Annotated in this window: 16 protein-coding genes; 9 read left to right on the top strand and 7 right to left on the bottom strand. The window is 57.1% G+C overall.

What is annotated here, in order from left to right:
* Positions 1-61 precede the first annotated feature (61 nt).
* Complete coding sequence (gene cutC / locus KGP25_RS14435; protein ID WP_045908202.1) at positions 62-805, top strand: copper homeostasis protein CutC; 744 nt, start codon at positions 62-64, stop codon at positions 803-805.
* Positions 806-1,067: 262 nt separating this feature from the next.
* On the opposite strand, the gene cmoB is transcribed toward cutC, so the two are convergent.
* Genes cmoB through KGP25_RS14410 form a run of 5 tightly spaced genes read right to left on the bottom strand, consistent with a single transcriptional unit; the run spans position 1,068 to position 4,648 of the window.
* Positions 1,068-2,039: a tRNA 5-methoxyuridine(34)/uridine 5-oxyacetic acid(34) synthase CmoB gene (cmoB, locus tag KGP25_RS14430; protein ID WP_045908203.1), complete on the bottom strand. Its 972-nt coding sequence runs from the start codon at positions 2,037-2,039 to the stop codon at positions 1,068-1,070.
* Positions 2,036-2,779 carry a carboxy-S-adenosyl-L-methionine synthase CmoA gene (gene cmoA / locus KGP25_RS14425; protein ID WP_045908204.1) on the bottom strand — a complete coding sequence of 248 codons (744 nt, stop codon included), beginning with the start codon at positions 2,777-2,779 and terminating at the stop codon, positions 2,036-2,038. The genes cmoB and cmoA overlap by 4 nt, the downstream gene beginning before the upstream one ends.
* A 40-nt stretch (positions 2,780-2,819) precedes the next feature.
* A complete protein-coding gene (locus tag KGP25_RS14420) occupies positions 2,820-3,215 on the bottom strand; it encodes an MAPEG family protein (protein WP_021240443.1) in 396 nt (131 codons plus the stop codon).
* Positions 3,216-3,266: 51 nt separating this feature from the next.
* Positions 3,267-4,085, bottom strand: coding sequence for a DUF72 domain-containing protein (locus KGP25_RS14415; RefSeq protein ID WP_045908205.1), 819 nt, complete (start codon positions 4,083-4,085; stop codon positions 3,267-3,269).
* Positions 4,082-4,648, bottom strand: a complete 567-nt coding sequence (locus KGP25_RS14410; protein WP_045908206.1) for a hydrolase — start codon at positions 4,646-4,648, stop codon at positions 4,082-4,084. Before KGP25_RS14410 ends, KGP25_RS14415 begins: the two co-directional genes overlap by 4 nt.
* 263 nt (positions 4,649-4,911) lie before the next feature.
* Between KGP25_RS14410 and aspS the strand changes: the two genes are divergently transcribed.
* The 6 genes from aspS (at position 4,912) to ruvB (ending at position 10,167) form a co-directional block, all read left to right on the top strand.
* Positions 4,912-6,684: an aspartate--tRNA ligase gene (gene aspS / locus KGP25_RS14405; RefSeq protein ID WP_032675040.1), complete on the top strand. Its 1,773-nt coding sequence runs from the start codon at positions 4,912-4,914 to the stop codon at positions 6,682-6,684.
* Between the two features lies 1 nt (position 6,685).
* Positions 6,686-7,129 carry a dihydroneopterin triphosphate diphosphatase gene (nudB, locus tag KGP25_RS14400; RefSeq protein ID WP_008500446.1) on the top strand — a complete coding sequence of 148 codons (444 nt, stop codon included), beginning with the start codon at positions 6,686-6,688 and terminating at the stop codon, positions 7,127-7,129.
* 27 nt (positions 7,130-7,156) lie between these two features.
* Complete coding sequence (locus tag KGP25_RS14395) at positions 7,157-7,897, top strand: YebC/PmpR family DNA-binding transcriptional regulator (RefSeq protein WP_008500447.1); 741 nt, start codon at positions 7,157-7,159, stop codon at positions 7,895-7,897.
* 34 nt (positions 7,898-7,931) lie between these two features.
* Entirely contained in the window at positions 7,932-8,453 is a 522-nt protein-coding gene (ruvC, locus tag KGP25_RS14390) for a crossover junction endodeoxyribonuclease RuvC (RefSeq protein WP_003859749.1), read from the top strand.
* An 80-nt stretch (positions 8,454-8,533) separates the two neighbouring features.
* Positions 8,534-9,148, top strand: a complete 615-nt coding sequence (ruvA, locus tag KGP25_RS14385; protein WP_023617042.1) for a Holliday junction branch migration protein RuvA — start codon at positions 8,534-8,536, stop codon at positions 9,146-9,148.
* A gap of 8 nt (positions 9,149-9,156) precedes the next feature.
* Complete coding sequence (gene ruvB, locus KGP25_RS14380; RefSeq protein ID WP_223539180.1) at positions 9,157-10,167, top strand: Holliday junction branch migration DNA helicase RuvB; 1,011 nt, start codon at positions 9,157-9,159, stop codon at positions 10,165-10,167.
* A gap of 52 nt (positions 10,168-10,219) precedes the next feature.
* On the opposite strand, the gene znuB is transcribed toward ruvB, so the two are convergent.
* Together znuB and znuC are read right to left on the bottom strand one after the other, a co-directional pair.
* A complete protein-coding gene (gene znuB, locus KGP25_RS14375) occupies positions 10,220-11,005 on the bottom strand; it encodes a zinc ABC transporter permease subunit ZnuB (protein WP_223539179.1) in 786 nt (261 codons plus the stop codon).
* A complete protein-coding gene (gene znuC / locus KGP25_RS14370) occupies positions 11,002-11,757 on the bottom strand; it encodes a zinc ABC transporter ATP-binding protein ZnuC (protein WP_048029425.1) in 756 nt (251 codons plus the stop codon). The genes znuB and znuC overlap by 4 nt, the downstream gene beginning before the upstream one ends.
* 77 nt (positions 11,758-11,834) lie before the next feature.
* On the opposite strand from znuC, the gene znuA reads away from it, so the two are divergent.
* On the top strand, positions 11,835-12,779 hold the full coding sequence (znuA, locus tag KGP25_RS14365) for a zinc ABC transporter substrate-binding protein ZnuA (RefSeq protein WP_223540568.1): 945 nt from the start codon (positions 11,835-11,837) through the stop codon (positions 12,777-12,779).
* 15 nt (positions 12,780-12,794) lie between these two features.
* A complete protein-coding gene (mepM, locus tag KGP25_RS14360) occupies positions 12,795-14,114 on the top strand; it encodes a murein DD-endopeptidase MepM (RefSeq protein ID WP_048029426.1) in 1,320 nt (439 codons plus the stop codon).
* Positions 14,115-14,189 lie beyond the last annotated feature (75 nt).

Raw genomic sequence — 14,189 nt, 5'->3', positions numbered from 1 at the left:
CGGGACTGAAATCGGACGGCATGTCATGATGGCGCGTTTGGTGGGAGTAAAGGAGGATTAAATGGCGCTGCTGGAGATTTGCTGTTACAGCGTGGAGTGCGCCGTCACCGCGCAAAAACACGGGGCTGACCGCATTGAACTGTGTGCGGCACCCAAAGAGGGCGGGCTGACGCCTTCTTACGGTGTGCTGAGGGCAGCCCGTCAGGCCGTCACCATTCCCGTTCACCCGATTATTCGTCCGCGCGGCGGTGATTTTTGCTACACGGCGGGCGAGTTCGGTGCCATGCTTGAAGACATCGCCCTCGTTCGCGACCTGGGGTTCCCGGGGCTGGTCACTGGCCTGCTGGATGAGGACGGCAATATTGATATCCCGCGCATGCGTCAGGTCATGAGTGCCGCGAAGGGGCTGGCCGTCACGTTTCATCGCGCATTTGATATGTGTAAAGATCCGCTTCAGGCCTTTGAAACGCTTGGAGAACTTGGCGTGGCGCGCGTTCTGACCTCGGGTCAACAGGCGTCCGCAGAAAAAGGAATGCAATTAATTACGGAACTAAACGCACATTCCCGCGTTCCAATAATAATGGCGGGTGCGGGAGTCCGTGCCAGCAATCTGGAACTGTTTTTAAACGCCGGGGTAAAAGAGCTGCACAGCTCGGCAGGCAAATGGATGCCGTCACCCATGCGTTATCGCAATACAGGATTGTCTATGTCGACGGATGCTGAAGCGGATGAGTATTCACGCTACGGTGTCGAGGGAGAGTCGGTTGCGGAAATGAAGTCGCTGATTGAGCGCCATCACGTGTAGCAACGTACCGATTTTTACCGCGCATCATGTCGCCCAATATGATGCTTGCTTGTACCAGGCCCCTGCAAATTACACAGGGGCCTTTTTTTCTCCTTCATATTTCAAGCCGCAGCCGCGTTGGCCGCCTCGCTCACCCCGGTCACTTACTGATGTAAGCTCCCGGGGATTCGCTGCGTTGCCGCCTTGCTGCAACTTGAACTATTTTGGAGAAAACGTGCGACGCGTAGGCCGGGTAAGGCGCAGCCGCCACCCGGCTAACAGGTTACGGCTTTGTCGCTATCAGCACCGCACGCATCGGCGCCGGATAGCCTTCAATGGTTTTGCTGTGATCGGTCGGGTCGAGGAACTGCTCCAGGGATTCGGTGATCATCCAGTCGGTGCGGCGCTGCTCTTCGATTGAGGTCACGCTGACATCGGCAATCCGCACGTCCACAAACCCGCATTTCTCCAGCCAGTTCTTCAGCGCCAGCGCGGAAGGGATGAAGTAAACGTTGCGCATCTGCGCGTAGCGATCGCCCGGCACCAGAACGGCATGTTCATCGCCTTCGATGACCAGCGTTTCCAGCACCAACTCGCCGCCGCTGACCAGCTGATCTTTCAGTTGCCACAGGTGCTCCAGCGGGGAACGACGGTGGTACAGCACGCCCATGGAGAACACGGTATCAAACGCTTTCAGAGCGGGCAGTTGCTCAATACCCAGCGGCAGCAGGTGTGCGCGCTGGTCGTTACCCAGCAGCTTACGTACCGCTTCAAACTGGCACAGGAACAGCTGCATCGGGTCAATACCTACCGCCAGATGCGCACCCGCGCCAATCATGCGCCACATGTGGTAACCGCTGCCGCAGCCCACGTCCAGAATGGTGCGCCCGGTCAGGTCGGAAAGGTGGGGCAGAACGCGATCCCATTTCCAGTCTGAGCGCCATTCGGTATTGATGTTCACGCCGTACAGCGAGAACGGCCCTTTGCGCCACGGCATCAGGTTGCGCATCAGCGTTTCGATGCGGTTGATCTGTCCTGGCGGAAGCGGTTCTTCACTCTCTGCGGTGACGCTGTGCAGGAGATCCAGACGATGCGGGGTCAGCTCGGGCAGAAACTCCACCGCATTCGCCCACTGCTTTAACAGGCCGTGCTGCTGATCGCGCTGCCAGGCGGCAATCTGCGCAGGCAGCGTCTCAAGCCAGTGTGAGAGCTGATTTTTGGCAATCAGCTGATAGAAGTTACTGAACTCGATCATGCCGGTTTCCCCGCTTTCAGCGCCACCAGCGAACCAAAGTTGAAGCACTGGAACCACAGTTCGCTATGCTCAAATCCGGCCTGACGCAGACGCGCCTTGTGGGTTTCTACGGAGTCCGTCAGCATCACGTTTTCGAGCATGCTACGCTTCTGGCTGATCTCCAGCTCGCTGTAGCCGTTCGCACGCTTGAAATCGTGGTGCATATTGAACAGTAGCTCGCCAACCTCGGCATCTTCAAAACTGAATTTCTCTGAGAGCACCAGCGCGCCGCCAGGATTCAGCCCCTGATAAATTTTGTCCAGCAGCAGCTGGCGGTCTTCCGGCACCAGGAACTGCAGCGTGAAATTCAGTACTACCATCGACGCGTTAGTGATCTCAATCTCGCGGATATCGCCTTCCACCACGTCCACTGGCACAGGGGCTTTGTAGGCGTCAATATGACGACGGCAGCGTTCAACCATCGCCGGGGAGTTATCGACGGCTATGATTCGGCAGCCTTCGTGGTGAACGTTACGACGAACCGACAGCGTTGCCGCGCCGAGCGAGCAGCCCAGGTCATAGACCTGCGTGCCGGGTTGAACGAAGCGCTCAGCCAGCATGCCGATCATAGAGATAATATTGGAATAACCGGGAACAGAGCGCTGGATCATATCCGGGAAGACTTCGGCTACCCGTTCATCGAAGGTCCAGTCGCCCAGGCTGGCGATAGGCGCGGAAAAAAGCGTGTCGCGATCTGACATAACGTAAAAATCCGGGAAAAATAAAGTGGCGTATTGTGCGCTAATGGAGGGAGAAAACCAACTCCCACGGCATATACCACAGGTTAGCCAGCACCATCAGCAAAAGTGAACACCAGGTCGCACTCATGCCGGAACGACGCCAGCGGATTAAGCGGTGGTGAAAACCGTAATAGTGCATCAGGCGGCCAGCGATAAGCAGCAGGCCACAGATGTGCACCATCCAGGTTTCTGCGCCATTCATCTCCATAAACAGCAGCAGGATTAAGGCCGCGGGGATGTATTCGACCGCATTGCCGTGAATGCGGATTGCGCTTTGCAGCTCGGAAAATCCGCCGTCACCGTAGGAGACGCGGTAGAGCGTTCTGAGGCGCACAACATCAAATGAAAATTTAATCAGCAGTAATGCACCTAACACCGCATACAGCGCGCTGACCATACAAACTCCCTGTTTTTGGCAGATGGCACTTCACTATGATAGGGGGTGATATCAGAAAAGAGAAGATTGTTGTGGGATGGAAGGGGCGCTGCCCACGGACGGCACCGCAGTCTGCAAGGCCTGCCACAGAGCATCGACCAGTTCGGGAGCCTGGGCAATATCCGGCGTGTGCAAAAAGAGATACGGCGTGGTGGTGTGTTCCCACGAGGCCAGTTTTTCCAGCCAGACGGCGAACAGCGCCTGATTTTGCGGCATGTTATCGCTGCCGATAAACCTGACCATGGGGTTCTGCGCGGTCACCACGGCATGAACGGGCACTTTTGGCTTTTTACGCTGCGCCTCAATGATGGCCTCACTGTGCGGTATCGCGCTGTGCACCGGACGGCTATCGAGGATCACCCGGTTAACGGAGCGCTCGAGAAGGCCGCGGTTGAGCGCTTTTTCTGCTTCGCCCTTCGCAAAGAAGTCCTGGTGTCGAACTTCCACGCCGTAGGTAAACTCCCGGGGCAGGGCGTCCAGAAACGTCCACAGTGCGGGCAGGTCGCGGGGGCCAAAGACGGCCGGAAGCTGCAGCCAGTACTGGCCAATGCGGTTTGCCAGAGGCGCCATCCGGGCAAAGAATTCGTCGGTCAACTCACCGCAGTTTCGCAGCGCGGCCTGGTGAGAAATGGTCGCCGGAAACTTGAAGCAGAAGCGAAAGTCGTCGGTCGTTTGTTCCCGCCAGCGCGCAACAATCTCGGCTTTCGGGAGCGCATAAAGGGTAGTGTTACCCTCGACGCAGTTGAAGTGTCGGGCATACTCTTCAAGGCTGGTGATGCCAAGGCGCACCCATTTCGGGTGCGACCACTGGGGTAAACCGACATACATCATAGCGCGCTGACAATCTCATCCGTGCTGCGCACGCGGCCGATGCGCGGGAAGATATGGGTCATGCTGCCCTGGTGCTGTTCCGCGGAGGCCGCGCTGCAGGCATCTTCGGCGATCACCAGATTAAAGCCGAGCTCCCACGCGTTGCGGGCAGTCGACTCCACGCCGATGTTGGTGGAAATACCGCACAGGATAATGGTGTCAATGCCGCGACGGCGGAGCTGCAGCTCAAGATCGGTGCCGTAGAAGGCGCCCCACTGGCGTTTGGTGACTTCAATGTCGCTGTCGCGTTTGCCAAGCGAGACCGGGTACGTCCACCAGTTTTCCGGCAGGGCTCGCGCGGGTGCCTGCGCATCAACGGGCTGTTTTAACGCTTCGGCATAATCCGCAGACCAGCCGACGCGCACCATGACAACCGGGGCACCGCTGGCGCGGCATTTTTCCGCCAGGCGGGCGGCGCGGCTGACTACATCGTCCGCGGTATGCGGGCCACCGGCGAAGGGCAAAATGCCTTCCTGTAAATCAATGACTACAAGCGCGGTTTTTCTGGCATCAAGGGTTAACATCGTTACTCCCGTTAAATTAATCACTTCCAGACACCATACGACGTGATGGCCTGTTATTGGTCGCATAATTTTGTTAATTTTTGTGAGAATGCGCAATAAGAGTGCAGCAAACGACCGCCAGGCCGTGGTTCGCTCTTATCGTCCGGCGGAATTTCCAGTATAATAGCCGCCTTTTTTCATCCAGTTGTGACATACAGAAAGCTGCGACATAGTAGCCTGCATACCAGGCGACATTTAGCCTGCGGCTAATTAAGGGATATCTCATGCGTACAGAATATTGCGGGCAGCTGCGTCAGTCCCACGTCGGACAGCAGGTCACCCTGTGTGGTTGGGTCAATCGTCGTCGTGATCTTGGTAGCCTTATCTTCATCGATATGCGCGACCGCGAAGGTATCGTTCAGGTGTTCTTCGATCCGGATCGCGCAGATGCGTTGAAGCTGGCCTCTGAGCTGCGTAATGAGTTCTGCATTCAGGTCACCGGCACCGTACGTGCGCGTGACGAGAAAAACGTTAACGCCGATATGGCGACGGGTGCCATTGAAGTGCTGGCGTCCGATCTGACGATCATCAACCGTGCTGAAGCGCTACCGCTGGACTCCAACCACGTCAACACCGAAGAAGCGCGTCTGAAATACCGCTACCTGGATCTGCGTCGCCCGGAAATGGCTCAGCGCCTGAAAACCCGCGCGAAAATCACCAGCCTGGTGCGTCGCTTTATGGATGACCATGGTTTCCTGGATATCGAAACCCCGATGCTGACCAAAGCCACGCCGGAAGGCGCGCGCGATTACCTGGTGCCATCCCGCGTTCATAAAGGCAAGTTCTACGCGCTGCCGCAGTCTCCACAGCTGTTCAAACAGCTGCTGATGATGTCCGGATTCGATCGCTACTATCAGATCGTGAAATGCTTCCGCGACGAAGACCTGCGTGCTGACCGCCAGCCTGAATTTACCCAGATCGATGTGGAAACCTCCTTCATGACCGCCGAGCAGGTGCGTGAAGTGATGGAAGCTCTGGTGCGTAGCCTGTGGAATGACGTGAAAGGCGTTGAACTGGGCGATTTCCCAATCATGACCTTCGCGGAAGCCGAGCGTCGCTATGGCTCTGACAAACCAGACCTGCGTAACCCAATGGAGCTGGTAGACGTAGCTGATCTGGTTAAAAACGTGGAGTTCGCGGTATTCGCGGGCCCGGCTAACGACGCCAAAGGCCGCGTAGCAGCGCTGCGTGTACCGGGCGGCGCGGCTCTGAGCCGTAAGCAGATCGACGACTACGGTAACTTCATCAAGATCTACGGCGCGAAAGGTCTGGCCTATATTAAAGTGACCGAGCGTGCGAAAGGTCTGGAAGGTATCACCAGCCCGGTCGCGAAATTCCTGAACGCAGACATCGTGGAAGCGATCCTGGAGCGCACCGGCGCGCAGGACGGCGACATGATCTTCTTCGGTGCAGACAACAAGAAAGTCGTTGCGGATGCGATGGGCGCGCTGCGTCTGAAGCTCGGCAAAGACCTGAACCTGACCGACGAGAGCAAATGGGCGCCGCTGTGGGTTATCGACTTCCCAATGTTTGAAGACGACGGTGAGGGCGGCCTGACCGCGATGCACCACCCGTTCACTTCGCCTAAAGAGATGACGGCGGCAGAGCTGAAAGCGGCACCGGAAGAGGCGGTCGCCAACGCCTACGATATGGTCATTAACGGCTACGAAGTGGGCGGCGGTTCCGTGCGTATTCACAGCGGTGAAATGCAGCAGACCGTGTTCGGCATCCTGGGCATCAACGAGCAGGAGCAGCGTGAGAAATTCGGCTTCCTGCTGGACGCGCTGAAATACGGTACGCCTCCGCACGCGGGTCTGGCTTTCGGTCTTGACCGTCTGACCATGCTGCTGACCGGCACCGATAACATCCGTGATGTGATCGCCTTCCCGAAAACCACTGCCGCCGCGTGTCTGATGACCGAAGCGCCAAGCTTTGCCAACCCGGCCGCACTGGCTGAGCTGGGCATTGAGGTGGTGAAGAAGGAAGAGAAAAACTGATATGACATATAAGCTCCCCGTTTCGGTCCTGGTGGTCATTTATGCAGAAGACACGAAGCGGGTGCTGATGTTGCAGCGGCGCGATGACCCTGAATTCTGGCAGTCGGTTACCGGCAGTCTGGAAGAGGGGGAAACCGCGCCGCAGGCCGCCGCGCGTGAAGTAAAGGAAGAGGTCGCCATTGACGTTGCCCGCGAGCAACTGACCCTGAAGGACTGTCAGCGCACGGTGGAGTTTGAAATTTTTAGCCATTTACGTCATCGCTACGCGCCGGGTACCGAGCGCAATACGGAATCGTGGTTCTGTCTCGCGCTCCCCCATGAACGGGAGATCGTGTTTACCGAACACCTGACCTACCGCTGGGTGAATGCGGCGGATGCCGCCGCACTGACCAAGTCGTGGAGCAACCGGCAGGCGATTGAAGAATTTGTAATTAACGCAGCCTGAAAAGGCGCGATTTTTGGAGAACTTTTTATGGCAGGTCATAGTAAGTGGGCCAACACCAAACACCGCAAAGCGGCACAGGATGCCAAGCGCGGTAAGATCTTTACCAAAATCATTCGCGAGCTGGTGACGGCAGCGCGTCTGGGTGGCGGCGACCCGGCGTCTAACCCGCGTCTGCGTGCGGCGGTAGATAAAGCGCTGTCCAACAACATGACGCGTGACACCCTGAATCGTGCTATCGCACGTGGCGTGGGCGGCGATGAAGACGCGAACATGGAAACCATCATCTATGAAGGTTACGGTCCTGGCGGTACGGCGGTAATGGTTGAGTGCCTGTCCGACAACCGTAACCGTACCGTTGCGGAAGTGCGCCACGCGTTCACCAAAACCGGTGGCAACCTGGGCACTGACGGTTCCGTTGCGTACCTGTTCAGCAAAAAAGGCGTCATCTCCTTCGAGAAAGGCGACGAAGATGCGATCATGGAAGCGGCGCTCGAAGCCGGTGCGGAAGACGTGGTGACCTTTGACGACGGTGCTATCGACGTTTACACCGCGTGGGAAGAGATGGGTGCCGTGCGCGATGCGCTGGAAGCGGCTGGCCTGAAAGCGGACAACGCTGAAGTCTCCATGATCCCGTCCACCAAAGCGGACATGGATGCGGAAACTGCACCAAAACTGCTGCGTCTGATCGACATGCTCGAAGACTGCGACGACGTACAGGAAGTGTACCACAACGGTGAAATCTCTGATGAGGTTGCAGCGACTCTCTGATGAGAGCGTGTAGATCCGTTACAGGAGACGCGTGATGTCGATTATTCTCGGGATTGACCCAGGCTCACGCGTCACCGGGTATGGCGTTATCCGTCAGGTGGGACGCCAGTTAACCTACCTCGGCAGCGGCTGTATTCGCACCAAAGTGGACGATCTGCCGTCGCGCCTGAAGCTCATTTATGCGGGCGTGTCGGAGATCATCACCCAGTTTCAGCCGGACTATTTCGCCATCGAGCAGGTCTTTATGGCGAAAAACGCCGATTCGGCGCTAAAGCTCGGTCAGGCGCGTGGAGTGGCCATCGTGGCTGCGGTAAACCAGGATTTGCCGGTATTTGAATACGCGGCACGTCAGGTCAAGCAGACGGTGGTGGGCATCGGTAGCGCGGAGAAAAGTCAGGTGCAGCACATGGTGCGTACCCTGCTGAAGCTCCCTGCAAACCCGCAGGCTGACGCCGCGGATGCGCTGGCGATTGCAATTACCCACTGTCACGTCAGCCAGAACGCGATGCAAATGAGCGAGTCGCGGCTCAATCTGGCGCGAGGCAGGTTACGATAATGACAAATCAGGCTGGATGTTTATCCAGCCTTTTTTTATTATGTCGGCAGTTAATTTCTTCCAGAACGCAGGAGCGTCACGTGATAGGCAGACTCAGAGGCATCATCATTGAAAAACAACCCCCGTTAGTGCTGCTGGAAGTGGGTGGCGTGGGCTATGAAGTCCATATGCCGATGACCTGCTTCTACGAGCTGCCGGACGCGGGCAAAGAGGCGATTGTCTTTACTCAGTTTGTGGTGCGTGAAGATGCTCAGCTGCTGTACGGCTTCAACAACAAACAGGAACGCACGCTGTTCCGCGAGCTGATTAAAACCAACGGCGTCGGGCCAAAGTTGGCGCTGGCGATCTTATCCGGCATGTCCGCGCCACAGTTTGTGAATGCCGTTGAGCGTGAAGATCCTGCTGCGTTGATTAAGCTTCCGGGCATCGGCAAGAAAACGGCAGAGCGCCTGATTGTCGAGATGAAAGACCGCTTCAAAGGCCTGCATGGCGATCTCTTCACGCCGGCGGCCGATCTGGTGCTGACCTCCCCAGGCGCGCCTGCGACGGATGATGACGCCGAGCAGGAAGCGGTTGCCGCGCTGGTGGCGCTAGGCTATAAACCTCAGGAGGCCAGCCGCATGGTAAGTAAAATTGCCAAACCGGATGCCAGCAGTGAAACCCTGATTCGTGAAGCGCTGCGCGCTGCATTGTGAGGTAAAGGATGATTGAAGCAGACCGCCTGGTTTCGGCAGGCACTGTTCAGGCAGAGGATGTGGTGGATCGCGCGATTCGCCCAAAACTGCTTGATGAGTACATTGGCCAGCCGCAGGTTCGTTCCCAGATGGAGATTTTTATCCAGGCGGCAAAACTGCGCGGCGATGCGCTCGATCACCTGCTGATTTTTGGCCCTCCGGGGTTGGGCAAAACCACGCTCGCGAATATCGTCGCTAATGAAATGGGCGTAAACCTGCGCACCACCTCCGGCCCGGTGCTGGAGAAGGCGGGCGATTTGGCGGCCATGCTGACCAACCTCGAACCGCATGACGTGCTGTTTATCGATGAGATCCACCGTCTGTCACCGGTGGTGGAAGAAGTGCTCTATCCGGCGATGGAAGATTATCAGCTGGATATTATGATTGGTGAAGGTCCGGCGGCACGCTCCATCAAAATCGATCTGCCGCCGTTTACCCTGATTGGCGCAACAACGCGAGCCGGGTCGTTGACCTCTCCACTGCGCGACCGTTTCGGGATCGTGCAGCGTCTGGAGTTTTACCAGGTGGCCGACCTCCAGCACATCGTTGGCCGCAGCGCCCGCTATATGGGGCTGGAGATGAGCGAAGAGGGGGCGTATGAAGTGGCGAAACGTTCCCGTGGTACGCCGCGTATCGCCAACCGTCTGCTGCGCCGCGTGCGTGACTTTGCTGAGGTGAAGCACAACGGTTCGATCTCCGCAGAGATCGCCGCGCAGGCGCTGGATATGCTGAACGTCGATGCCGAAGGTTTTGACTACATGGACCGCAAGCTGCTGCTGGCGGTGCTGGACAAGTTCTTTGGTGGCCCGGTCGGGCTGGATAACCTGGCGGCGGCAATCGGGGAAGAGCGTGAAACCATTGAGGATGTGCTTGAACCGTATCTGATCCAGCAGGGTTTTCTGCAGCGCACACCGCGTGGCCGCATGGCGACGGTGCGGGCGTGGAATCATTTCGGCATTACGCCACCGGCAATGCCGTAAGCAGCGATAATTTGTAGCCCCGGTAAGCGAAGCGCCACCGGGGACATGTCCACTACTGCGCGGTCTTCTTCATCATACTGAAGATAAACAGCACCGCCGCACTCAGCACCACGGACGGCCCGGCAGGCGTGTCATAGAACGCCGAGAAGGTGAGTCCAGCCGTTACCGCAATCATTCCGACAATCACGGCCACACCGGCCATCTGCTCCGGCGTACGGGCAAAACGACGCGCCGTAGCCGCAGGGATGATCAGCAGTGACGTAATAATCAGCGCGCCGACAAACTTCATCGCCACGCCAATGGTTAACGCTGTTACCAGCATCAGCAGCAGCTTAACGCGCTGCAGCTTCACGCCGTCGACAAACGCCAGGTCCGGGCTGACGGTCATCGCCAGCAGGTTACGCCACTGCCAGAGCAGAATGCCGAGCACCACCACAACGCCAATCGCGATAGCGATGAGATCGTCTGGCGTGACGGCCAGCAGGTCACCGAACAGGTAAGCCATCAGATCCACGCGGATATTCGACATCAGGCTGACGACCACCAGGCCCAGCGACAGGGCACTGTGCGCCATGATGCCAAGCAGGGTATCGATGGCGAGGTGAGGGCGCTTTTCCAGCCAGACCAGACCGGCCGCCAGCAGCAGCGTGACCACAATCACCGCGTAGAATGGGTTGACGTTCAGCAGCAGGCCAAAAGCCACGCCCAGCAGGGACGCGTGCGCCAGGGTATCACCGAAGTAAGACATTCTGCGCCACACCACAAACGAGCCGAGCGGGCCCGCGGCGCAGGCAAGCATAATCCCGGCCAGCCAGCCGGGCAGTAACAGTTCAATCATGAGTGTCCATTTCCCCGACGCAGAACGATTCGTCCCTGCAAATCATGGCGATGATTATGATGATGGCGATAGATGCCGAGCTGTTCAGCGCCGCGAGGGCCGAACATGGAAATAAATTCCGGATGCATGGAGACCACTTCAGGCGTGCCGGAGCAGCAGATATGGTGGTTAAGACATAGCACTTCATCAGTCTTTGCCATCACCAGATGCAGGTCGTGGGATACCATCAGCACCGCGCAGTTCAGTTCCCGGCGCAGCTGGTCAATGAGGTCGTATAGCGCGACCTGGCCGTTGACGTCTACACCCTGCGTTGGCTCATCCAGTACCAGCAGCTGCGGGCTGCTGAGCAACGCACGGGCAAGTAAAACGCGCTGCGTTTCTCCACCGGACAGTTTTTGCAGCGGCGCATCGACAAGATGGCCCGCCTGCACGCGCTTCAGCGCCGGGAGAATATCGGCTTTACGCGTGCCGGGACGCAGGCGCAGGAAACGGCTCACCGTCAGCGGCAGTGTGGCGTCGAGGTGCAGTTTTTGCGGCACATAGCCGATGCGCAATTTTTCCTCGCGCGTGATCACGCCTTCATCGGGTGCGACCAGACCCAGCACCACGCGCACCAGAGTGGATTTGCCTGCGCCATTGGGGCCGAGCAGCGTCAGAATTTTGCCGGGCTTCAGATCGAGCGACACGTCAGAGAGGACGCGGCGCTGGCCAAATGAGACCGAAATATTTTCAAGGGAAACCAATGTCGTCATGTCATTTTAAGCTTGAAGAAGTCAACGAATGTTATAGTATCACATTCCACGCATTCACTACGATGATTAGTCGCATTATGTTACATAAAAATACGCTTCTTTTCGCAGCATTATCCGCTGCCCTTTGGGGTACAACCGCACAAGATGTTAACGCTGCGGTTGTCGCTTCGCTTAAACCACTCGGGTTCATCGCGTCAGCCATTGCTGACGGGGTAACAGAAACCCAGGTTCTGCTCCCGGATGGTGCATCGGAGCATGATTATTCCCTGCGCCCTTCCGATGTAAAACGCTTACAAAACGCGGACTTAGTTGTCTGGATCGGTCCGGAGATGGAAGCGTTTATGCAGAAGTCAGCAAAACAGGTGGCGGGTGAAAAACAGGTCGCGATTGCCGACCTCCCCGGCGTGAAACCGTTACTCATGAAAGGGGCGGATGACGACGACGACGAACATGACCATCATGCTGCCGACGGTGTAAAAGGTGATGGAGATCACCATCACGGCGAGTACAACATGCATCTTTGGTTATCCCCAGAGATAGCGCGGCTTTCAGCGGTTGCAATCCATGACAAATTAGTGGAACTTATGCCGCAAAGTCGAGCCAAACTAGACGCCAACCTGAAGGATTTTGAGGCACAATTAGCCGCAACCGATAAGCAGGTTGGTAATGAGCTCGCACCGTTGAAAGGAAAAGGGTATTTCGTTTTTCATGACGCCTACGGCTATTACGAAAAACACTACGGTTTGACCCCGCTGGGTCATTTTACCGTCAACCCTGAAATTCAACCTGGTGCGCAGTGTTTACATGAAATCAGAACACAGCTGGTTGAGCAAAAAGCGACATGCGTTTTTGCTGAGCCACAGTTCAGGCCAGCGGTCGTAGAAGCCGTGGCCAGGGGGACATCCGTGCGCATGGGGACCCTTGACCCGCTAGGAACGAATATCCAGTTGAGCAAAGCGAGCTATTCGCAGTTCCTCAGCCAACTGGCGAACCAGTATGCGAGCTGCCTGAAAGGAGATTAACGAGGAAGTGAATACGTGCAACAGATAGCCCGCTCTGTCGCCCTGGCATTTAACAATCTGCCTCGACCCCACCGCGTCATGCTGGGGTCGCTTACAGTACTCACCTTAGCGGTCGCCGTCTGGCGGCCCTATGTTTACCACCCGAGTTCTGCCCCTATCATCAAAACCATCGAGCTTGAAAAGAGCGAAATCCGCTCTTTGCTGCCTGAAGCCAGCGAGCCTATCGACCAGTCGGCTCAGGAAGATGAAGCTATTCCACAGGATGAACTGGACGATAAAACCGAGAACGAAGCGGGTATTCACGAATATGTTGTTTCTACCGGGGACACGCTGAGCAGCGTGCTGAACCAGTACGGCATCGACATGGGGAATATCAGCCAGCTGGCGGCGGCAGATAAAGATCTTCGCAACCTGAAAATTGGGCAACAGCTCTCCTGGACGTTAACGGCCGATGGCGATCTGCAGCGTCTGACCTGGGAAATGTCCCGCCGCGAAACCCGCACCTACGATCGCACGGCGACGGGCTTTAAAATGACCAGCGAAATGCAGAAGGGCGACTGGGTTAACAGCGTTCTGAAAGGCACCGTGGGGGCAAGCTTTGTTTCCAGCGCGCGTGATGCAGGGTTGACCAGCGCTGAAATCAGTTCGGTGATCAAAGCCATGCAGTGGCAGATGGATTTCCGCAAACTGAAGAAGGGCGATGAGTTCTCCGTTCTGATGTCCCGCGAAATGCTGGACGGCAAGCGCGAGCAAAGCCAGCTGCTGGGCGTGCGTCTGCGCTCCGAGGGCAAAGATTACTACGCGATCCGTGCCGAAGACGGTAAGTTCTACGACCGCAGCGGTACGGGCCTTGCAAAAGGCTTCCTGCGCTTCCCGACGGCTAAACAGTTCCGCGTCTCCTCGAACTTTAACCCGCGTCGTCTGAACCCGGTAACCGGGCGTGTCGCACCGCACCGTGGCGTTGACTTTGCCATGCCGCAGGGCACACCGGTTCTGGCGGTAGGGGATGGTGAAGTGGTGGTGGCCAAACGTAGCGGTGCAGCCGGGTATTACGTCGCGGTACGTCATGGCCGTACGTATACGACCCGCTACATGCACCTGCGTAAGCTGCTGGTTAAACCGGGCCAGAAGGTGAAACGTGGCGATCGTATTGCGATCTCCGGTAATACCGGACGCTCTACCGGCCCGCACCTGCACTATGAAGTGTGGATTAACCAACAGGCAGTGAACCCGCTGACGGCGAAACTGCCGCGCACCGAAGGCCTGACAGGTAAAGATCGTACTGATTATCTGGCGCAGGTGAAAGAGGTATTGCCGCAGCTGAGCTTAGACTAAGCCCTCTGTTTTTGTTAATAAAGCCGGCGCACACTGACGCCGGCTTTTTCTTTTGTGCGCGGACGACTGCCTCGC

This window comes from Enterobacter sp. JBIWA003, from assembly GCF_019968825.1.
Classification (GTDB): Bacteria; Pseudomonadota; Gammaproteobacteria; order Enterobacterales; family Enterobacteriaceae; genus Enterobacter; species Enterobacter quasiroggenkampii.
The sequence above is the reverse complement of the archived record's forward strand: the minus strand, read 5'-3'. Positions and strand labels throughout refer to the sequence as shown.

Bases quoted from the DNA above. Each gene is read 5' to 3' on its own strand.
- znuA (WP_223540568.1), top strand. From the start codon at position 11,835: ATGTTACATAAAAATACGCTTCTTTTCGCAGCATTATCCGCTGCCCTT.
- ruvB (WP_223539180.1), top strand. From the start codon at position 9,157: ATGATTGAAGCAGACCGCCTGGTTTCGGCAGGCACTGTTCAGGCAGAG.
- KGP25_RS14395 (WP_008500447.1), top strand. From the start codon at position 7,157: ATGGCAGGTCATAGTAAGTGGGCCAACACCAAACACCGCAAAGCGGCA.
- znuC (WP_048029425.1), bottom strand. From the start codon at position 11,757: ATGACGACATTGGTTTCCCTTGAAAATATTTCGGTCTCATTTGGCCAG.
- cmoB (WP_045908203.1), bottom strand. From the start codon at position 2,039: ATGATCGAGTTCAGTAACTTCTATCAGCTGATTGCCAAAAATCAGCTC.
- nudB (WP_008500446.1), top strand. From the start codon at position 6,686: ATGACATATAAGCTCCCCGTTTCGGTCCTGGTGGTCATTTATGCAGAA.
- znuB (WP_223539179.1), bottom strand. From the start codon at position 11,005: ATGATTGAACTGTTACTGCCCGGCTGGCTGGCCGGGATTATGCTTGCC.
- aspS (WP_032675040.1), top strand. From the start codon at position 4,912: ATGCGTACAGAATATTGCGGGCAGCTGCGTCAGTCCCACGTCGGACAG.
- KGP25_RS14410 (WP_045908206.1), bottom strand. From the start codon at position 4,648: ATGTTAACCCTTGATGCCAGAAAAACCGCGCTTGTAGTCATTGATTTA.
- KGP25_RS14415 (WP_045908205.1), bottom strand. From the start codon at position 4,085: ATGATGTATGTCGGTTTACCCCAGTGGTCGCACCCGAAATGGGTGCGC.
- ruvC (WP_003859749.1), top strand. From the start codon at position 7,932: ATGTCGATTATTCTCGGGATTGACCCAGGCTCACGCGTCACCGGGTAT.
- cutC (WP_045908202.1), top strand. From the start codon at position 62: ATGGCGCTGCTGGAGATTTGCTGTTACAGCGTGGAGTGCGCCGTCACC.
- KGP25_RS14420 (WP_021240443.1), bottom strand. From the start codon at position 3,215: ATGGTCAGCGCGCTGTATGCGGTGTTAGGTGCATTACTGCTGATTAAA.
- cmoA (WP_045908204.1), bottom strand. From the start codon at position 2,779: ATGTCAGATCGCGACACGCTTTTTTCCGCGCCTATCGCCAGCCTGGGC.